This window comes from Pseudoxanthomonas sp. OG2, from assembly GCF_014192765.1.
Lineage (GTDB): Bacteria > Pseudomonadota > Gammaproteobacteria > Xanthomonadales > Xanthomonadaceae > Pseudoxanthomonas_A > Pseudoxanthomonas_A beigongshangi.
Genome location: NZ_JACHYM010000002.1, coordinates 494,530 through 513,359, shown reverse-complemented (window position 1 = coordinate 513,359; position 18,830 = coordinate 494,530). Strand labels below are relative to the sequence as shown.

Sequence of the window (18,830 nt, the reverse complement as noted above, 5' to 3'; positions counted from 1 at the left end):
ATGGCCGCCCGCTTGCCCGCGCAGGACGCCGACACGCTGGTGAGCGTGATCATGCCGGTCTACAACGCCGAGCAGACCCTGCGGCGTTCGGCCGACTCGGTGCTGGCGCAGAGCTTCGGGCAGCTGGAACTGATCCTGATCGACGACGGCTCGCGCGATGGTTCCGCCGCCATCGTCGAGGAACTGGCGCGCCGCGACGAACGCGTCGTGGCCGTGCGCCAGCCCAACGGCGGGGTGGCGGCGGCGCGCAACACCGGGCTGCGCGCCGCGCGCGGCACCCACATCGCCTTTCTCGACAGCGACGACTGGTGGGAACCGCGCAAGCTGGAACTGCAGCTCGCGTGGATGCGCGAGACCGGCGCGATGGTCTGCTACGCCAGCTACCAGCGGGTGGCGGAGGACGGCCGCCTGCTGTCGAAGGTGTCGCCGCCGCTGGAAGTCGACTATCGCCGCATGCTGGGCAGCAACCACATCGGCAATCTCACCGGCATCTACGACCGCCGCCTGGGCGAGGCTTCGTTCCAGAAGATGGGGCACGAGGACTACGTGTTCTGGCTGGATCGGGTGCGCCGCGCCGGCAGCGCGGTGCGGGTGCCGGGCGACGCCCCGTTGGCGTACTACCTGGTGCGCAATGGTTCGGTGTCGGCCAACAAACTGCGCGCTGCCGGTTGGCAGTGGCGCATCTATCGCCAGGTCGAGGGACTGAGCGCACCGCGCGCGGCCTGGTACATGCTCCAGTACATCCGGCACGCGCTGTGGAAGCGCAAGCCGGTGACGACCTGATCCGACGATGACAGCCACGCCCGAAGCCACCGACTCCTATGCCGTCGTGATTCCCGCCTACAACGCCGCCGCGACCATCGCGGTGGCGCTGGACAGCGTGTTCGCCCAGACCGTGCCTGCCCGCCAGGTGATCGTGGTGGACGATGGCTCCGCCGACGGCGACCGGCTGGCCGAGGTGCTGGCCGGCTACGGCGGGCGGGTGCGCCTGCTGCGCCAGGCCAACGCGGGCCCCGCCGCCGCCCGCAACGCCGGCGCGCGCGCCTGTGCCGGCGAATGGATCGCGTTCCTCGACGCCGACGACAGCTGGTTGCCGCACAAGCTTGAACGGCAACTGGAATTGGGGCGCGATCCGCGCGCCGGCCTGCTGCATGGTCGCGCGCGCGCGGCGGCGCTGCCGCCGGAACTGGATTTCGACGCCCTGTGGGAGTGCAACCGGGTCTGTACCTCGATGACGGTGGTGCGCCGGCAGGCCTTCGAGGCGCTGGGCGGTTTCGACGAATCGCCGGAACTCGTGGGCGCCGAGGATTACCACCTGTGGCTGCGCATCGCCCACGCCGGCTGGCGGGTGCTGGCATGCGGCGAACTGATCGGGCGCTACACCCCGGCCGCCGGCAGCATCACCAGCCGCATCGAACGCTGCGCACGAGCGGAACTGCACAACGCCGTGACCCTGGGCAGGACGCTGGGCGTGCCGCAGGCGCGGGTGGACGCCAAGCTGCGGGCCATCCGCACCGACTTCGGCCAGCACCTGCTGCACGCGCGCAACATCCGCGGCGCGCGCAGGATGTTGTCGCAGGCGTTGGCCAGCCGGATGTCGCTGCGTGGCCTGGGCCTGTGGTCGGCCACTTTCGTGCCGACTCCGCTGCTGGACCTGCGTCGCCGCCTGCGCAACGGCTGAGCGTCGCGCAGGCGGGCCAGGCTGGATCAGATCTCGCTCAGCTCCACCACGTAACCGCTGGTGCCGCCGGTCACGTCGATGCGATAGCGCGCGCCGTCCTCGACGTACTTGCCCGAGCTGAAATTGCTGTTGATGGTGGCGTTGGCCGGCTCGAGCACCCGCACCCGCAGGCGTCCGGCGACCGCTTCGCGGCTGTTCACCAGGGTCGGCGCCACGGGTACGTTGACCTGGAAGGTCGCGGTGGTGCCGCTGGTGACGGCGAACTGATCGCGCACGGTCAGGCGCCGGTTGGCGAAGGTGAACTGGCGCTGCCAGGAGGTCACCGCGGTGTTGTCGCAGAAGGCCGGAGTCAGGTTGGCATTGGCGGTGAACGAACCGCCGGAACCCGGGCTGACGCTGAGGGTGGATGCGCGGGTCGTCGACTCGCACTGGCGGACCACCGTGCCGTTGCGGGCGAACCGCACGATGTTGTGGACATCGGTTCCCTGGTTGATGCCGCTATGGCTCCAGATATTGGCGGTCACCGCCAGCCAGTCACCGGCGAACAGGGTGAACGACCCCTGGTCCTGGTGCGCATGGCTCTCGTTGTACGGGCCGGCGACGATCGCCACCCACATCGCGCTGCGATCCCAGCCGGTGCGGGCGAACAGATGGCCCACGCCCCTGGCGTGATAGACCAGCGTGCTGGGTTGGACCGGAGTGGAGCCCGCGGGCAACAGGTCGTAGCGATAGTTGAAACCCGAGGTCATCTGCGCTACTGAAATGTTGCGCAGCCACCAGGTGGCGACATTGCTTGCCTCGGCGGTGGTGGCGAGTTGGCGTGCTTCCAGCACGAGCCGGCGATGGTAGTCGTACAGCTCCGGAACCGAGTTGCGCGCCTGGTCGCCGATCGGGGCGAAGCGATCCATCGTCGGTACGGTGGCATGTGCCCAGTAGTAGATGCTGTCGGTCGCGTGCGGGCTGGCCGACGCGAGATCCGTGCCCGTAGCGTCGCGCCACAGCCGGTACAGCGAGAACAAACGCATGTGCGAGGTGCCGTAGCCGGTGCCTTCGCTGCTGCCGCCGCCGGGCAGGCGGGCGAAGTACTCGCGCAGCGCGGGCAGCTTGTTGGTCTGCAGGAAGTTCTTCCAGGTGCTGCTCTTGCTGGCCAGCGCCCAGTACATGGTCGCTTCCAGGAAGCTGTAGTAATAGTTGTTGCCCGGGTTGCTGGTGGACCAGCCCGACCACGGGAACGAACGCCCGCCCCATTGCGCGCTGTTGTAGTTCCAGATGTTCCAGACGGCCTGCTCGGCGTAGGCGGACCAACGGCTGCGCTGGCTGGCGGTGAGGAAGCTTCCGCAGGTGTCCAGCGTGGTCGCCACGTCGGCGATCATGGTGCCGACTTCCAGATAGGAGTCGTTGGAGACCGCGGGGCGGCCGCCAGCGGCGATGGCGGCTTCCGCCTCCGTCACCTGGCGTTCGGTGATGTTGATGGCCAGCGTGCAGTACCGGGTTTCCGGCGACAGCTGGTACATCATCGCCGCCTCGCTGGCGGTGAACCCGTAACCCGTGCCGCCGTTGCCGACGGCCGCATCGACCCAGTTCTTGAAGCGGGTATAGGCGGCGGAACTGCGGTTTACGTACAGGCGCGCGGAGGGCAGGGCGACCAGGCGGGGCTGCGAAGAGTTCTGTGCGCTCGCGCCGCCGGTGACCGGCACCTGCACGGAGGGAGGAATGACCGGGGTTTCGCCGGCGGCCGGCTTGCGGACGCCGAGACGCACGAACGGGGTACGCGCGAACGTCCCGATCTGGGCGGCGGCGGCACGCACATCGTGCCAGACGCGAACCGTGGTCCATTGGGCGCGCTGGCCCAGCAGACCCGCGGCGCTGGCCACGCCGAGTCCCGCCAACAAGGGCAGGGCAATGAAGAAAGAAAGGGCGAAACGGCGCCAGCGGGCGGACCGCGGCGGGCGGGGGACACCGGAAAACGGGATGCGCGACAAGGGGATCTCCTGGCAAGGAAACCGCGCGCAGAAAGGAAAGACACGACCTGTGAATGATCGCCCGCTGCGGCTCCCCCTAGCCACATCGACCCGCGCAACGGCGAGCGCATCATAGCCGCATAACGGACTCGACCGCCGATAGCGGCCCCTGCGGCCCCTGCTTGTTCAGGTTTTAGATCGTTTGGTGGGGAAGTCGTGACGATGACATGACCCGAACAGCGGGGTCACCGGAGTGGAACTGTGACGGAAGCATCATTGTTCACTGAGTTCGACCAGATAGCCGGCCTGACCGCCTTCCACGTCCAGCCGCCAGCCGCTGCGGAACTCCTGCGCGTCCACGCTGCTCCAGTCGTGCGCGCGCAGGGTGGCGCCGGCCGGTTCCAGCACCCGGATCTTCAGCCGCCCGGCCTGCGCCTCGTTGCCCTGGATGCGTGGCTTCTCCGGCACGTTGACCTGGAAGATCGCGCGCGTGCCCGCGCCGAGCTTGAAGGTGTCGCGCACCAGCAGCTTGCGGCCGCCGAAATCGATGCGTCGCTGCCAGCTGTCCAGCGCGGGATTGCCGCGGTAGACGGGGGTCAGGTCGGCGGTCGCGGTCAGTCCGCCATCCGGATTGCGGGTCAGGCTGAGTTTGGAGCGTGACTGCGGTGATTCGCACTGGTGGACGACCACGTCGCCGCGCGGCGCGGCGCATTGCTGGGCGTCGGGGTTGCTGCGTTCGAAGCGGACCACGTTGTGGACCGGCGTGCCCTGCTGGATGCCGCTGTGGCTCCAGATGTTCTCGCTCACCGCCAGCCAGTCGCGTGCGAACAGGGTGAACGAACCCTGGTCCTGGTGCGCATGGCTCTCGTTGTAGGGACCGGCGACGAACGACAGCCACATCGCGTCCTTGTCCCAGCCGGTGCGGGCGAACAGATGGCCCGCGCCCTCGGCCAGGTAGATCAGATCGGTCGGCGCCGCACCGCCTTCGCCGGCGGGCAGCAGATCGTAGCGGCTGTTGAAGCCCTGGCTCATCCGCGGCACCGAGATGTGGCCCAGCCACCAGGACGACATCGCCAGCGCATTCGGTTCCTGGGTGAGCTGGCGCGCTTCCAGCACCAGCCGGCGGTGGTAGTCGAACAGTTCCGGAACCGAGTTGCGCGCCTGGTCGCCGATCGGCGCGAAGCGATCCATCGTCGGTACGGTCGCATGCACCCAGTAGGCGATGCTGTCGTGCGCGTGCGGATTGGCATTGGCCAGATCCTCGCCGGTGCTGTCGCGCCACAGCCGGTACAGGCCGAACAGGCGCATCTGCGCCGCGCCGTAACCGGTTCCTTCGCGGCTGCCGCCGCCGGGCAGGCCGGCGAAGTACGCCTGCAGCGGCGGCAGGCGGCGCTCGCGCAGTTCCTTCATCCAGGTCGGATTGCCGCTGACCAGCGCCCAGTACATGGTCGCTTCCAGGAAACTGTAGTAGTAGTTGTTGCCGGGATTGTCGATCGACCAGCCGCTCCACGGATGCGCCTTGCCGCCCCACTGCGCCTGCGCCGGATGCCAGACATTCCACACCGCCTGCTCGGCATAGTCGGACCAGCGCTTGCGCCGCGCGGCGTCGATGTCCGCCGGGCAACTGTGCAGGGTCATCGCCAGGTCGGCCAGGTGCGGGCCGACTTCCAGGTAGGAGTCGCCGGAGATCGCCGGACGGCCACCGGAGACGATTGTCGCCTCGGCTTCGGATACCTGCTGCTCGACCATGCGCACGGCCAGGTCGCAATACTTGGCGCCATCGCTGAGCAGGAACATCAGCGCCGCGTCGCCGGCGGCGAACGCGTAGCCGGGGCTGCCGGCCACCGCGCTGTCGACCCAGCCGCGGAAGCGCGAGTAGGCCGACGAACGCCGGTCCACCCGTGAAAGTTCGAGGTTCAGCGCATCCTTGCCGGTCGCCGCCGCCATCGCGGGTGCCGCCGGAGATGGCGGCTCGGCCGGTGGGGGCGGCGGCGTGGCGGCCTTCTGTTCCGGCAGGCCGGCGCCGGTTTCGCTGCACTGGCCCATCGCCGCGGCCAGCAGGGCCAGCGCCAGCAGGAACACGCTGGGCCAGCCATGGCTCTTCATGCGCGAAGCGGGCGACGGGGAAGGCGAGGGGCGCGTGCGCATGATGGCGGCCTCAGCGGTTGGTGTAGGACACGCTCAGATAGACGATGTTCTGCGAGACGTCCTGGCCCAGATCGGTGCTTTCGCGCTTGTAGCGCTCCCACAGCAGGCCCAGGCTCCAGTGCCGCGACCATTCGTAGCGCAGGGTCGCGCCCAGGCGGGTGGTCTTGTCCTCGCGATTGAGCACGGTGTATTCGAGCTTCTCGTGGGTCGCGTAGGTGCCCAGGGTCAACGACTGCCGCACCAGCCAGTGCAGGTCGAAGCGCGCGCCGCGGTTCTTCTGGTCGAACTCGTCCGAATCCACGTAGTTGCGCTTCTGCACGTAGGGCGAAATCGAGAAGTTGGTGCGGGTGCTGGTGAACTGGTAGCCCAGGTCCAGGCTGCGCACCTCGTACGGCGACGCGTTGACGATGGCGTCGCCGGTCAGCACGTGTTCGGGCACGGTGGCCGGTGCGTCGGTATCGATGCCCCGCAGTGCGTCCGTGGCGGTATCGGAGAACTGGCTGGCGATGGCGGCGGTGAACTGGCTGCGCGAGGTCGGGTTCCACTCGGCGTCCAGTCGGATCAACGGATCCGAACGGCTTTCGCCCTGGCGGTAGTCGATGCGCGAATAGCCCAGGTCGGCGCCCAGCTCGAAATGCGCGAGCGTGCGCGAGTAGCGGGCGAACAGGTCGTAGCGGTTGTAGTCGCGGGCGACGACATCATTGTCGAAATCCACCCGCTGTGCCTGGAAGTTCGCCGACATCCGGCTGGTCGCCGAGAATTCCTTGATCGCGCGCAACGCGGCGGCGACGCGCTGCGAGTTGAATTCGTCGGTGATCTCGGCATCGCTGTTGACGTAGCGCAGCTCGGCCTGGCCGCGCAGCGCGGAACTCCAGTTGAACAGCAGGGTCGGGCCGAGCGAGAACACGTTGACCTGCTGGCGGTTGCCGGGTGCATCCGGCGCCAGCGCATTGACCGGCTGCACCGACAGGTTGTCCTCGACGGTGAAGAACAGGCGCTCGGGAATGGCGATCCAGTTCATCCGTCCGCTGAGGGTGCCGTCGACGGTGTCGTCGAACACGTCGTCCTCGTAGTCCCGGTATTCCACCCGCCCACCCAGGCTCAGCTGCAGCGCCGACAGGTTCTCGGTGACGGTGAATCCCAGGCCCGCGCGCAGGTAGCGCTGCTGGATCGGATCGAAGGGCGCGAGGGTGACGTTGTCGTTGTCCTCCACGCCCAGGTCGACGGTGTAGTCGACCCGGGCGGCCAAGGCGTCGGCCGGGATCCCGGCGAGCGTGGCGGCGGTGATGACCGAGGCTCCCACATACTTCATCGGCATGCGCCTGCTCCTTGCGTATCAGGGAATCTGGTTGAAGACCACGCCGGCGACCTTCTCGTGCGGGAAGCTGGCGACGGCCTTCTCGATGTTTTCCGGGGTCGCCTTGCCGTAGCCGGCCACCAGCACGACCAGATCCGCCAGTTCGGACAGGATGCGCGCGTCCGGCGAACCCAGCACCGAGGGGCTGTCGAGGATCAGGTAGCGATCGGGATAACGGCTGCGCAGCGAATCGACCATCGCCCGCATCTTGAACGAGCTGTAGGCCTCGCCGCTGGTCTCGCGCTGCGGACCGCTGGGAATAAGGCGCAGCCGCGGCACGCCGGTGCGGTAGATGATCCGCGCCAGGTCGCCCTCGCTGTCCTCCAGGTAGTCCATCAGCCCGCCGTGGCCGGCGTCGATGCGCAACGCGGTGTGCTGGGTGGGATGCAGTGCGTCGCAATCCACCAGCAGCGCCGACTTGCTGTCGTCGAAGGCGAACGCGGCCGCCAGGTTGCGGGCGACGAAACTGCCGCCGCAGCCGTGGGTGACCGGCGCGACCAGGGTGACGAAATTGCGCTCGCCGCCCAGCGCCAGCAGGCGCGTGCGCAGCTCGCGGAAGGCGTCGGCCTGTTCGCGTACCGAATCGTTGCGGTGGATGACCCGGCGCTCCTCGAGCTCGCGCGGCGTCAGCGCCTTGGGTTCATCCATGAGGGCCAGGGAGCGGGCGGTGTCGGCGCGGTTGGGCACGCCTTGCGAACGTTCGTTGTCCGGGGTCACGAGCGGTTCCAGAGTGGCTTGTTGCATGGCATCGTCCTCAGGCTGCGGCCATCTGCTTCAGCCCGAAGGCCAAGGCATAGGCGAGGACGACGACGACGAGCATGCCGATGCTCAGCGCGTTGCGCTTGAGCTGCAGGCGGCGATCGTGCGGCGAGGCATAGGCCGGCACCGAAGTCAGCAGCACCAGGCCGGTGGCCTTCTGCAGCTGGCGGGCCGAGCGGATGCGCGGGTCGAAGCGGGCGCGCAGGAACAGCAGGCCGATCGGCAGCGCGACCGCCACCAGCAGGCCGGCGATGGCGAAGTGCAGGAAGCGCAGGCCGGTCGGGCGCAGCGGCATCGTCGCCGGATCCTGCACGCGCAGGGTCAGGCCGCGCTTCTCGCGATCCAGCTCCATCGACACGCGGGCGTTCTCGCGCCGGCGCAGCAGATCCTGGTAGATGTCGCGGTTGACTTCGTAGTCGCGGGTCAGCTCGGCCAGCGCGCTTTCCGACTCGGCGATGCGGCGGCTGCGGTTGAGCTCATCGTTGAGCATCGACTCGGCGATCGACATCCGCGACTGGGTCGCGGCGACTTCGCGCCGGGTCTGCGCCTGCTGGCTGCGCAGTTCCTGGTACAGCGGGTTCATCTGGGTGTCGTCGAACGGGCTGTTGCCCTGCGGCGCCTGCGCGCGGCGCTGCTGTTCATTGGTCATGGCCTGCTGCAGGTCCGCCATCTGGTGGCGGATGCGGACCACGTCCGGGTGCTGTTCGGTGTAGTTGAGCAGTAGCCGATCCAGCTGGCCCTGCAGTTCCAGCAGCTGCGCGCGGTACAGGCTTTCGCGGGTGGCCACCGCGGTCACCGCCGATTCGCCCGACAGCTGGGAGGCGATCGCACCTTCGCGCGAACGCTGTTCCAGCAGCGACATCCGGGTCTGTTCAACCTGGGTGCGCAGGGCGCTGATGCGGGTGTTGGCGTCGGTGGCGCTGCCGGGCTGGGCGTCGGCGTTGGCCGAACGGTAGTCGCGCAGCTTGTTCTCCGCTTCCATCAGCTTGGCGTGGTAGTCGGTGACCTGGCTGTCGATGAACTCGTAGGCCTCGCGGCTCTCGCGTTCCTTGGCGGCCAGGCTTTCCTGGATGAACAGCGCGCCCAGCCGCTCGGTGACGTCGTAGGTGCGCTTGGCGTCGGTGTCGCGGTACGCGATCTGGACCAGGTTCGGGCGCGGGCTGGTGATCGCGATGCGGCCCTTGAGCTGTTCCAGCAACCGATCCTGTTCCACCGGGGAAGGCTTGCTTTCCAGCCAGCCGCCGGCCTTCATCGCTTCTTCCAGCACCTTGCGGCTGTAGATGACCTGGCGGGCGATGCCGGCGCGGTCCACCACCTGGGTGGCCACCGCGCGGCCTTCCAGCAGCGGCTGGATGATGTCGCTTTCCTGGGCCAGGATGGTGGTGGCGGCGGTGTAGTTCTTGGGCAGCACCAGCAGCCCCACGACCAGCGTCAGCAGCGCGATCGCGGCGAAGATCGCGGCCATCGCCAGGCGGTTGCGCTTGGCTTCCTCCAGCAGGATCGGCACCAGTTCGTTCGGGGTCAGCGTGGTCGCGGCGGCCTGCGGCGCGGTGATCGCGCGGCGGGCGACGGGAAGGGGATTGTTGCTCATCAGAACGTCCGCTCGGGCACGGTGATCACGTCGCCGGGGGAGACCGGGTAGTTGGTGCTCAGGTCACCCCGGTTGAGGATGCGGTCCAGCCGCACGGCGTAGGTGCGGGTTTCCTCCGCGCTCTTGCGATGCAGGTCGGACCGATCCGGCGCGGCGAACTCGGTGATGCCGCCAGCGGCCAGCACGGCGTCGAGCACGGTCATGCCGGGACGGTAGGGCAGCGACACCGGCTGGCGCACGGCACCGGTCACGCGCACGCGCGAAAGGTACTCATGGCTGCGCAGGTCGGTGAGGATCACCGCCACCTGCGGATCGCGCACGAACGCGGCCAGTTTGTCCTGGATGTCCTTGGCGACTTCCTGCGGGGTGCGGCCACCGGCGGAGACATCGCCCACCAGCGGCACGGAGATCATGCCGTCCGGCCGGACCGGCACGGTGATGCCGAGTTCCGGATTGCGCCACACCGAGACCTGGACGATGTCGTCCACGCCGATGTGGTAGGCGTCGGTGGCCATCGTGGTGGTGGCGACCGGCGGCGGCGCGTCGCTGCCCGAGGTGGTGGCGCACGCGGCGAGCAGTAGCGAAAGACCTGCGGCGGCAAGGCCGGCAAGGGCGCGTCTCATCGGAAGTTTCCCCTGTGGTGTGGATTACCCGGGAAAACGCGGCGGACGGCCGAAACCGGCCAAGCGGAAGGGGTCAGACCCGGTAGAAATCCCGGTACCAGTCGACGAAACGGCGCACGCCGGTCTCGATCGGCGTGGACGGCGCGTAGCCGGTGTCCCGGCTCAGCGCGGCGACGTCGGCATAGGTGTCCGGCACGTCGCCCGGCTGCAGCGGCAGCAGGTTGCGCTCGGCCTTGCGGCCCAGGCAATCCTCCAGCACCTCGATGTAGCGCAGCAGTTCCACCGGCTGGTGGTTGCCGATGTTGTACACGCGGTACGGCGCGCTGGAGGTGGCCGGGCTGGGCACCAGCGGGTCATAGTCCGGGTCCGGCCCGGGCACCCGGTCCAGGGTGCGGATCACGCCCTCGACGATGTCGTCGATGTAGGTGAAGTCGCGGGTGTGGCGGCCGTGGTTGAACACGTCGATCGGTTCACCGGCGAGGATCCTGCGGGTGAACAGGAACAGCGCCATGTCCGGCCGGCCCCACGGACCGTAGACGGTGAAGAAGCGCAGGCCGGTGGTGGGCAGGTCGAACAGGTGGCTGTAGGTATGCGCCATCAGTTCATTGGCCTTCTTGCTGGCCGCGTACAGGCTGACCGGATGGTCGACGCTGTCCTCGACCGCGAACGGCAGCTTGCGGTTGGCGCCGTAGACCGAACTGGAGGACGCGTACACCAGGTGCTCGACCCGGCGATGGCGGCAGGCTTCCAGGATATTGGTGAAGCCGACGATGTTGCTGTCGATATACGCCTGAGGGTTCTCCAGCGAATAGCGCACGCCGGCCTGCGCGGCCAGGTTGACCACCCGCTGCGGGCGGAACCCGTCGAAGGCCTGCTCCAGCGCGGTGCGATCCTCCAGCGCGGCGTTCACGAACCGGAAGCCCGGCCGCGGCAGCAGGCGGTCCAGACGGGCCTGCTTCAGCCGCGGGTCGTAATACGGGTTGAGGTTGTCATAGCCGAGCACCTCGTCGCCGCGCGCCAGCAGGCGCTCGCTCAGGTGATAGCCGATGAAGCCGGCGGCGCCGGTGACCAGTACGCGCATGAAAGCCCTTGGACGGTTCGGATGGGGAGTCCGACGGTAGGCGGAGCCGTGTCTAGAGGCTGTCGTCGACCGCCGCGCGCGGCAGGGCGCGCTTGACGTCGAATAATACCGCGCCGGGCTTGCCGAAGCCGCGGATGCCGTCCACGCCCAGGGCAATGAACTCGCGGTGCGAGACCGCCAGGATCACCGCGTCGTACGCACCCGGCTGGGGTTCGGCAACCAGTTCCAGCCCGTATTCCTCGCGCGCCTCGGTCGCGCTCACCCACGGGTCATGGATGTGCACGTTGGCGTTGTAGCTGCGCAGTTCGGCGACGATGTCCACCACCCGGGTATTGCGCAGGTCGGGGCAGTTTTCCTTGAACGCCAGGCCCAGGATCAGCACGTTGGAGCGGGTGGTCTGCAGGCCGCGCTGGCCCATCAGCTTGGCCACGCGCTGGGCCACGTGCCCGCCCATGCCATCGTTGATCCGGCGGCCGGCCAGGATCACGTCCGGGTGGTAGCCGATCTGCTGGGCCTTGTGGGTCAGGTAATAGGGATCCACGCCGATGCAGTGGCCGCCGACCAGGCCGGGGCGGAACGGCAGGAAGTTCCACTTGGTGCCGGCGGCTTCCAGCACCTCGTGGGTGTCGATGCCCAGGCGATGGAAGATCAGCGCCAGTTCGTTGATCAGGGCGATGTTGACGTCGCGCTGGGTGTTCTCGATGACCTTGGCCGCCTCGGCCACGCGGATGCTGGAGGCCTTGTGGGTGCCGGCGGTGACGATCGCGCCGTACAGCGCATCGACGAAATCGGCCACCTCCGGGGTGGAACCTGAGGTCACCTTGGTGATGGTTTCCAGGCGGTGCTGCTTGTCGCCGGGATTGATCCGCTCGGGGCTGTAGCCGGCGTAGAAGTCGTCGTTGAACACCAGTCCGGACTCGCGCGCGATGATCGGCACGCAGACTTCCTCGGTCGCGCCGGGGTAGACGGTGGACTCGTAGATGGCCACGCCGCCGGGACCGATCGCGCGGCCGACGGTGCGGCTGGCCGATTCCAGCGGGCGCAGGTCCGGGCGCTTGTACTCGTCGATGGGGGTGGGCACGGTCACGATGAACACATTGCAGCCCTTGAGCGCTTCCGGATCATCGCTGAAATCCAGCAGGCTGGCGGCCTTGAGCTCGGCCTCGGAGACTTCCAGGGTGTGGTCGTGGTGGCGGCGCAGTTCCTGCACGCGCTTGCCGTTGATGTCGAACCCCAGCGTGGGGAAGCGGCGCCCGAAGGCCGTGGCGAGCGGGAGGCCGACGTAGCCAAGGCCGATCACGGCGATCTTGACCTGGTCGAGCGCGGGCAGTGAGGCATTCATCAAACGTCGTTCCCCTGTGGTGGACATGCGACCGCTGAAGTCTAGCGGGTGTGTACGCCGGGAAACGCGCAAACCATCGCGGAGAGGACACGCCGGGGCCCGGACGCGGGGTTGGCCTGTCCGGCGCGGTCCTCGCGTATCACGGGATGGAGCACGGCCCATCCCGGGCCGGGCCATGGGACGAATCGACGGGACCGGGGAATGCGTATCCTGCTCTGTGGCGGTGCCGGCTACATCGGTGCGCACACCTATGTGGAACTGGCCGCGCGCGGTCACCACGTGCACATCGCCGACAACTTCTCAAACAGCTCACCGCGGGTGCTGGGCCGGCTGGAAAGGATCACCGGCCAGGTGCCGGTCTGCCATACCCTCGATCTGCGCGACCGGGCCGCCATCCACGCGCTGTTCGACGCGCACGCCTACGACGCCGTGGTCCATTTCGCCGCGCTGAAATCGGTCGGCGAATCCTGCCAGCGCCCCCTGGACTACTTCGAGAACAACATCGGCGGCACCATCCACCTGCTGCAGGCCATGCGCGCGTCCGGCGTGCGCCGCCTGGTGTTCAGCTCCTCGGCCACGGTCTACGGCGATCCGGAACAGGTCCCCATCCATGAAGAGGCGCCCCTGCGGGTCACCAATCCCTACGGCCGCACCAAGCTGGTGATGGAAGAGCTGATCGGCGATCTGTGCCGCGCGGATCCGGATTTCCATGTCGTCAACCTGCGCTACTTCAACCCGGTGGGCGCGCACGTATCCGGATTGATCGGAGAGGATCCCGCCGGCATCCCCAACAACCTGATGCCCTATATCTGCCAGGTGGCGGTGGGCCGGCGCGAACGCCTGCACATCTTCGGCGGGGATTACCCCACCCGCGACGGCACCGGCGTGCGCGACTACATCCACGTGACCGATCTGGCGCGCGCCCACGCCGACGCGCTGGCCGCGCCCGCGCATGCGGGCGGCAACCTGACCGTCAACCTGGGAACCGGGCAGGGTGTCAGCGTGCTGGAACTGGTCCGGGCCTTCGCACGGGCCTCGGGGCGGGAAATCCCTTACGAGATCGTTGGCCGCCGCACCGGCGATGTGGCCGAAGTCTACGCGGATCCTTCGCGCGCGCAGGCGATGCTGGGCTGGCGCGCGGGCCTGGATGTCGACGCCATGTGCGAAGACGCCTGGCGCTGGCAGTCGATGAATCCGCGCGGATACGAGGCGGCCTGACCCGACGTACGCGGGCGCACGGCGCCGGCGCATGCCTTCGCCGCTGGACGCTGCCGGCCCGTTCGCGGAGAATCCGCCGGACGGAGCCACCGACCGCTTGTCTTGCCACTGGAACGCGCGAACCGCATCGACGAGCAGACCCGCAGCCGCTTCGGCTTCCGTACTTATCGGATGCGGGTGCTGGGACTGGGGCTGGGCACCCTTTGCGTCGGCGCGGTCCTGCACGAGCACGGCGACGGTCCCGGCCTTTGGCTGCTGCTGCTGTTCAATGGCCTGGTCTGGCCGCACCTGGCCTATTGGCGCGTCCGCCGCAGCGCTGACCCGATCAACGACGAATACCGCAACCTGACCTTCGACGCCGCGATGGGCGGCTTCTGGGTCGCCGCGATGCGCTTCGATGCGCTGCCCAGCGCGCTGCTGGCGGTGATGCTCACGATGGACAAGGTCATCATCGGCGGTCCGCGCTTCGGCGCCCGCACGCTCGGGGCGATGGTGCTGACCTGCCTGGCGGCGAGCGCGGCCTGGGGATTCGCCTTCGAACCGCGGACCAGCTATCCGGTGGTGCTGGCCTGCCTGCCGTTCCTGGCGATCTATCCGATGGCGATCGGCTTCGCCACCCATGCCATCTCGCGCAAGGCGCAGCAGCACAAGGATCTGCTGGAGAAGATGGCGCGCTTCGACGCCGCCACCGGCCTGATGAACCGGCAGCAGTGGCTGTACGCGGTGTCGGTGGAACTCAACCGCTACCAGCGCGCGCGCCGGCCGGCGGTGCTGGTGCTGATCGACATCGACCATTTCAAGCAGATCAACGACACCCGCGGGCACACCATCGGCGATGGCGTGGTGGAGGAATTCGCGCGCCTGATGAAGGCCTGCCTGCGCGATGCCGACACCGGCGGACGCTATGGTGGCGATGAATTCGGCATCGTCATGCCGGAGACCCAGTGGGAGGACGCGATCGTCGCGGCCGAACGCCTGCGCCGGCAGGTGGCGGCCTACGCGTTCACCCGTGACGGCCTGCGCTGCACGGTCAGCATCGGCCTGGCCGAGATCAGTCCGTCGATGGCTACAGTGAGCGACTGGATCGACGCTGCCGATCGCGGTCTCTACCAGGCCAAGCGCAAGGGCCGCGACTGCATCGTGGTCGGCTGAGCCTCAGTCCGCGTCGTCCGTTCCGCACAGCGCGGCGGCGACGGCGTCGGGTTGTTTCATCCAGGCGAAATGGTCGGCGCGGGCGCCCAGCGCGCGGGCGTCCAGCCGCAGCACGTGCTTGCGTGCGCGCGGGAATTTCGCCAGCAGCCCGGCCAGCGAAGCAGGCGGCGCCAGCCAATCGCGATTGAACAGCACGCCGCGGATCGCCGGCGCCGCGCCGGCCATGGCCGCGTCCAGATCCGCGTCCAGCCCGACGGCGGCATAGTGGCCGCTCAGGCCCACCGTGGCCCAGTCGCCGATCAGGCCGCGCGCCTCCTCCCCGCCGAAGCCCAACTGCCGGCCGGGAAAGGTGCCGCGTCGACGCGCCAGCCAGATCGCGAACTGGTAGAACCAGGGGAGCAGCCAGCCACGCGGCGGGGCGAAGGTTTTCCAGTACGGGGTGCCGCTGGCGACCAGCCACAGCCGCTCGAACGCCTGCGGATGCAGCCCCAGGTAGCAGGCGGCCAGTTGCCCGCCCAGGCTGTGCCCGCCGATGAAGCTGGGGGTGCCGGCGGCCTGCGCACGCACCCGCGCGTGACTGGCCGGCAGGTCCTCGGTGAGCAGTTCGCGGTAGCCCCAGTCGTGCCGGCGATCCGGGCGCAGGTTGCTGCCGCCGTTGCCGCGCCATTCGTGCAGATACACCGCGACGCCGCGCGCGGCCAGCGCTTCGGCGAAGGGCAGGTAGTGGCGGGCGGCGACGCCGAGCGCCGGCAACCAGAGCAGGTGCGCGCGTGGTTGTTCCGGCACGCGCGCGGCCAGTGTCCAGGCATGGCCATCGGCGCTGGCCGCCGGCAGTTCGCGGGCGTCGATGTTCATCGGCAAGGCGAGGCTCCGAAATGATCCAGGACGACGACCGCGCTGCGGCCGGGGCGATAGCCCTGCTTCAGTGCGGCATGCACGTAATCGGAGGCGGCGAAGCAGGCGTCGGCCAGCGCCATGCCGCGGCACAGGTTGGCGGCGATCGCCGAGGCCAGGGTGCAGCCGGTGCCGTGCGCTTCCAGCGCCAGGCGCGGATGGGAAATGCCGCGCACGCCGGAGGCGTCGGCGAACAGATCGGTGACGTCGTCCGCGCCCGGCAGGTGTCCGCCTTTCAGGAACACCGCCTTCGCGCCCAGCTCGCGCAGGGCGAGCGCGGCGGCATGCATGTCGTCCAGGCTGGTGATCCCGCGGCCACCGAGCAGCAGCTCGGCTTCCGGCAGGTTCGGCGTGACCACGCTGGCCAGCGGCAGCAGGTGTCCGCGCAATGCCTGCAGGGCGCTGTCCTCCAGCAGCTTGGCGCCGCTGGTCGCGACCATCACCGGATCCACCACCACGTGCGCCGGCGCGCGCGCGCGCAGTACCCCGGCGACGGTTTCGATCACCTCGGCGGTGGCGAGCATGCCCAGCTTGGCCACGCGCACGTCGAAATCGTCGAAGCTGGCGTCCAGCTGCGCGCGCAGGAAATCCATCGGCGGCACGTTCACTGCGGTCACGCCGCGGGTGTGCTGGGCGGTCAATGCGGCGATGGCCGACAGGCCATGCACGCCATGCGCGGCGAAGGTCTTGAGATCGGCCTGGATGCCGGCGCCGCCACCGGAGTCGGAACCGGCGATGGTGAGGGCGGAAACCACGGAAGGATGCGTCATGGCCGACATTGTGCCATCCGTCCGCGCCGCGGCGGCCGACGCTAGCCGCGCGCGGACCGGTGCACGCTCCAGTGCCGGTAGATCACGTAGCCCAGTCCGGTCATGCCGGTCAGCAGGGCCGGCGCGAACAACGCTTCATAGCTCCAGCGCCGGAACAGCCAGGCACCGATCACGCCGCCGGCCAGGAAACCGCTGATGATCAGGCCGCTCAGGGTGAGCCGGCGCATCGGCAGCGGACGTCCGCGGATCAGGTGGCCCAGGCCGATGCCCAGGTCGGTGAACATGCCGCTGAGATGGGTGGTGCGCACCAGCGCACCGCTGTAGGTGGTGACCATCGCGTTCTGCAGGCCGCACGCGGTGGCCGCCAGCAGCCCGCCCCAGATCTGTTCCCGCTGGAACAACGGCACCGACGCCGCCAGCAGCAGCGCTTCCACCGTCAGCACCACGCCGTAGCGGCGCCCGAGCTGCAGGGTCTGGTCCTGGATGATCAGCCCGCTCAGGGTCGCGCCGAGGCAGAAGGCGATCAGCACGCCCCACAGGTGCGCGATGGAACGGCCGTCGCCGGCCGCCAGCGCCGCGCCGAGCAGGCTGGTGGTGCCGGTGAGATGGCTGATGGCCTGGTGCTCGAAGCCCAGGAAGCCGATGACGTTGACCATGCCGGCCACGCAAGCCAGCGCAATCGCGCCGATCCAGACCCAGCGCGGAAGTTGCATGCCCATGTGCAGGATGGATTCGCCGAACCAGCGGACGAGTCTATGCGATCAGCCCCGCATCCGCCTTGCCGCGGATGCGCGGTGGCGATGCCGGCGCGAACCGGCATCGCCACCGGCGTGCGCCTTACAGCACTTCCGAAGCGTAGTCCGCCAACCGCGAACGCTCGCCGCGGCGCAGGGTGATGTGCGCGCTGTGCGCCCAGCCCTTGAACCGATCCACCGCGTAGGTGAGGCCGGAGGTGGTTTCGGTCAGGTAGGGCGTGTCGATCTGCTCGACGTTGCCCAGGCAGACGATCTTGGTGCCCGGACCGGCGCGGGTGATCAGCGTCTTCATCTGCTTGGGCGTCAGGTTCTGGGCTTCGTCCAGGATCAGGTAGCGGCTCAGGAAGGTGCGGCCGCGCATGAAGTTCATCGAGCGGATCTTGATCCGGCTGGCGAGCAGGTCGTTGGTTGCCGCGCGGCCCCAGGCGCCGCCTTCCTGGTTATGGGTCAGCACTTCCAGGTTGTCGGTCAGCGCGCCCATCCACGGCGTCATCTTTTCCTCCTCGGTGCCGGGCAGGAAACCGATGTCCTCGCCGACGCTGACGGTGGCGCGGGTCATGATGATCTCGCGGTAGCGCTGCTGGTCCATCGTCTGCGCCAGGCCGGCGGCCAGCGCCAGCAGGGTCTTGCCGGTGCCGGCGGTGCCGAGCAGGGTGACGAAATCGATCTCCGGATCCATCAGCGCGTTGAGCGCGAAGTTCTGCTCGCGGTTGCGCGCGGTGATGCCCCACACCGCATGCTGGCCGTGGCGGAAATCATCGACGATGGTGAGCGTGGCCTTGCGATCCGCGCCGACCTTGACCACCCGCAGTTCGACTTCGTCGTCGCCGGGCAGGTACAGGTACTGGTTCGGATGCCAATCCTCGTCGTCGGCCAGGGTGATCTCGTAACTGGTGCGGCCCTTGTCGCTCCAACTGCGCAGATCGGCGTTGTGCTTGTGCCAGAAATCCTCGCCCAGCTCGGTGGCGCCGGTGTACAGCAGGCTGAAATCGTCGAGCGCGCGATCGTTCTCGTAGTCCTCGGCGGCCAGTCCGCTGATCGAGGCCTTGATGCGCAGGTTGATGTCCTTGGACACCAGGATGACCGGGACTTCCGGATGCTCCTCGCGCAGTTCCAGCACCGCCGCCAGGATCTTGTTGTCCGGCGCGACAGTGCCGAAGGTGCGGCCGGGATCCACCGGCTTGACCTGGAAATACAGTTTGCCGATCTGTCCACGCGCCTTCAGCTGCAGGCCCTGCGGATGGGTCAGGGTGATGCCGGCCTGGATGTGGTCGGCGCCGGCGCCCACGATCAGTTCGTTGAGGAAACGGCTGACCTGGCGGGCGTTGCGGCTGACTTCGGAGGTGCCCTTCTTGGCGTTGTCCAGTTCCTCGATCACCTGCATCGGCAGGAACACGTCATGTTCTTCGAACTTGAACAGCGCCGTGGGGTCGTGCATCAGCACGTTGGTGTCCAGCACATAGATGCGCTTGCTTCGGGTCATTCAGGCAGCCTCATG

16 protein-coding genes are annotated in these 18,830 nt (G+C 68.5%); 4 read left to right on the top strand and 12 right to left on the bottom strand.

Features of this window, described 5'->3' with window-relative positions; all coding sequences use genetic code 11:
* Both FHW78_RS15385 and FHW78_RS15380 read left to right on the top strand, forming a co-directional pair.
* Window positions 1–783, top strand: coding sequence for a glycosyltransferase family 2 protein (locus tag FHW78_RS15385; protein ID WP_255443365.1), 783 nt, complete (start codon window positions 1–3; stop codon window positions 781–783).
* A 7-nt stretch (window positions 784–790) separates the two neighbouring features.
* Window positions 791–1,681: a glycosyltransferase family A protein gene (locus FHW78_RS15380; protein ID WP_183642532.1), complete on the top strand. Its 891-nt coding sequence runs from the start codon at window positions 791–793 to the stop codon at window positions 1,679–1,681.
* 26 nt (window positions 1,682–1,707) lie between these two features.
* Here FHW78_RS15380 and FHW78_RS20200 read toward each other — a convergent pair whose 3' ends face one another.
* From FHW78_RS20200 to tviB, 8 genes are all read right to left on the bottom strand, one after another.
* Entirely contained in the window at window positions 1,708–3,555 is a 1,848-nt protein-coding gene (locus tag FHW78_RS20200) for a heparinase II/III family protein (protein ID WP_183642530.1), read from the bottom strand.
* A 360-nt stretch (window positions 3,556–3,915) separates the two neighbouring features.
* Complete coding sequence (locus FHW78_RS15370) at window positions 3,916–5,790, bottom strand: heparinase II/III family protein (RefSeq protein ID WP_183642527.1); 1,875 nt, start codon at window positions 5,788–5,790, stop codon at window positions 3,916–3,918.
* Between the two features lie 10 nt (window positions 5,791–5,800).
* Window positions 5,801–7,108 carry a hypothetical protein gene (locus FHW78_RS15365; RefSeq protein ID WP_183642524.1) on the bottom strand — a complete coding sequence of 436 codons (1,308 nt, stop codon included), beginning with the start codon at window positions 7,106–7,108 and terminating at the stop codon, window positions 5,801–5,803.
* 18 nt (window positions 7,109–7,126) lie between these two features.
* On the bottom strand, window positions 7,127–7,891 hold the full coding sequence (locus FHW78_RS15360; protein WP_141453386.1) for a polysaccharide biosynthesis protein: 765 nt from the start codon (window positions 7,889–7,891) through the stop codon (window positions 7,127–7,129).
* 10 nt (window positions 7,892–7,901) lie between these two features.
* Complete coding sequence (locus FHW78_RS15355) at window positions 7,902–9,497, bottom strand: XrtA system polysaccharide chain length determinant (RefSeq protein WP_183642521.1); 1,596 nt, start codon at window positions 9,495–9,497, stop codon at window positions 7,902–7,904.
* Window positions 9,497–10,120 (bottom strand): XrtA/PEP-CTERM system exopolysaccharide export protein, encoded by a 624-nt coding sequence (locus FHW78_RS15350; RefSeq protein WP_141453383.1) that lies wholly within the window; start codon window positions 10,118–10,120, stop codon window positions 9,497–9,499. Before FHW78_RS15350 ends, FHW78_RS15355 begins: the two co-directional genes overlap by 1 nt.
* Before the next feature lie 73 nt (window positions 10,121–10,193).
* Window positions 10,194–11,201: an NAD-dependent epimerase gene (locus FHW78_RS15345; RefSeq protein ID WP_183642518.1), complete on the bottom strand. Its 1,008-nt coding sequence runs from the start codon at window positions 11,199–11,201 to the stop codon at window positions 10,194–10,196.
* Between the two features lie 52 nt (window positions 11,202–11,253).
* Window positions 11,254–12,543: a Vi polysaccharide biosynthesis UDP-N-acetylglucosamine C-6 dehydrogenase TviB gene (tviB, locus tag FHW78_RS15340; RefSeq protein ID WP_305076301.1), complete on the bottom strand. Its 1,290-nt coding sequence runs from the start codon at window positions 12,541–12,543 to the stop codon at window positions 11,254–11,256.
* A gap of 201 nt (window positions 12,544–12,744) precedes the next feature.
* Between tviB and galE the strand changes: the two genes are divergently transcribed.
* Window positions 12,745–13,761, top strand: coding sequence for a UDP-glucose 4-epimerase GalE (gene galE, locus FHW78_RS15335; protein ID WP_183642515.1), 1,017 nt, complete (start codon window positions 12,745–12,747; stop codon window positions 13,759–13,761).
* Between the two features lie 102 nt (window positions 13,762–13,863).
* The gene (locus tag FHW78_RS15330; protein ID WP_183642512.1) at window positions 13,864–14,913 is read left to right on the top strand and encodes a diguanylate cyclase; all 1,050 of its coding nucleotides are present in this window, start codon (window positions 13,864–13,866) and stop codon (window positions 14,911–14,913) included.
* Between the two features lie 3 nt (window positions 14,914–14,916).
* Here FHW78_RS15330 and FHW78_RS15325 read toward each other — a convergent pair whose 3' ends face one another.
* The 4 genes from FHW78_RS15325 to FHW78_RS15310 all read right to left on the bottom strand — a co-directional run bounded on the left by FHW78_RS15325 (window position 14,917) and on the right by FHW78_RS15310 (window position 18,815).
* Window positions 14,917–15,768, bottom strand: a complete 852-nt coding sequence (locus FHW78_RS15325) for an alpha/beta fold hydrolase (protein WP_183642510.1) — start codon at window positions 15,766–15,768, stop codon at window positions 14,917–14,919.
* Window positions 15,765–16,577 (bottom strand): bifunctional hydroxymethylpyrimidine kinase/phosphomethylpyrimidine kinase, encoded by an 813-nt coding sequence (gene thiD / locus FHW78_RS15320; RefSeq protein ID WP_183642507.1) that lies wholly within the window; start codon window positions 16,575–16,577, stop codon window positions 15,765–15,767. The genes FHW78_RS15325 and thiD overlap by 4 nt, the downstream gene beginning before the upstream one ends.
* A 41-nt stretch (window positions 16,578–16,618) precedes the next feature.
* Window positions 16,619–17,296, bottom strand: coding sequence for a YoaK family protein (locus tag FHW78_RS15315; RefSeq protein ID WP_183642505.1), 678 nt, complete (start codon window positions 17,294–17,296; stop codon window positions 16,619–16,621).
* Between the two features lie 118 nt (window positions 17,297–17,414).
* Complete coding sequence (locus tag FHW78_RS15310) at window positions 17,415–18,815, bottom strand: PhoH family protein (protein WP_183642502.1); 1,401 nt, start codon at window positions 18,813–18,815, stop codon at window positions 17,415–17,417.
* Between the last annotated feature and the right edge of the window lie 15 nt (window positions 18,816–18,830).

What these genes read in the sequence shown, in the direction of transcription:
- FHW78_RS15385 (WP_255443365.1), top strand. Translation starts at nt 1, where the DNA reads ATGGCCGCCCGCTTGCCCGCGCAGGACGCCGACACGCTGGTGAGCGTG.
- FHW78_RS15380 (WP_183642532.1), top strand. Translation starts at nt 791, where the DNA reads ATGACAGCCACGCCCGAAGCCACCGACTCCTATGCCGTCGTGATTCCC.
- FHW78_RS15370 (WP_183642527.1), bottom strand. Translation starts at nt 5,790, where the DNA reads ATGCGCACGCGCCCCTCGCCTTCCCCGTCGCCCGCTTCGCGCATGAAG.
- FHW78_RS15365 (WP_183642524.1), bottom strand. Translation starts at nt 7,108, where the DNA reads ATGCCGATGAAGTATGTGGGAGCCTCGGTCATCACCGCCGCCACGCTC.
- FHW78_RS15360 (WP_141453386.1), bottom strand. Translation starts at nt 7,891, where the DNA reads ATGCAACAAGCCACTCTGGAACCGCTCGTGACCCCGGACAACGAACGT.
- FHW78_RS15355 (WP_183642521.1), bottom strand. Translation starts at nt 9,497, where the DNA reads ATGAGCAACAATCCCCTTCCCGTCGCCCGCCGCGCGATCACCGCGCCG.
- FHW78_RS15350 (WP_141453383.1), bottom strand. Translation starts at nt 10,120, where the DNA reads ATGAGACGCGCCCTTGCCGGCCTTGCCGCCGCAGGTCTTTCGCTACTG.
- FHW78_RS15345 (WP_183642518.1), bottom strand. Translation starts at nt 11,201, where the DNA reads ATGCGCGTACTGGTCACCGGCGCCGCCGGCTTCATCGGCTATCACCTG.
- tviB (WP_305076301.1), bottom strand. Translation starts at nt 12,543, where the DNA reads ATGAATGCCTCACTGCCCGCGCTCGACCAGGTCAAGATCGCCGTGATC.
- galE (WP_183642515.1), top strand. Translation starts at nt 12,745, where the DNA reads ATGCGTATCCTGCTCTGTGGCGGTGCCGGCTACATCGGTGCGCACACC.
- FHW78_RS15325 (WP_183642510.1), bottom strand. Translation starts at nt 15,768, where the DNA reads ATGAACATCGACGCCCGCGAACTGCCGGCGGCCAGCGCCGATGGCCAT.
- thiD (WP_183642507.1), bottom strand. Translation starts at nt 16,577, where the DNA reads ATGACGCATCCTTCCGTGGTTTCCGCCCTCACCATCGCCGGTTCCGAC.
- FHW78_RS15315 (WP_183642505.1), bottom strand. Translation starts at nt 17,296, where the DNA reads ATGGGCATGCAACTTCCGCGCTGGGTCTGGATCGGCGCGATTGCGCTG.
- FHW78_RS15310 (WP_183642502.1), bottom strand. Translation starts at nt 18,815, where the DNA reads ATGACCCGAAGCAAGCGCATCTATGTGCTGGACACCAACGTGCTGATG.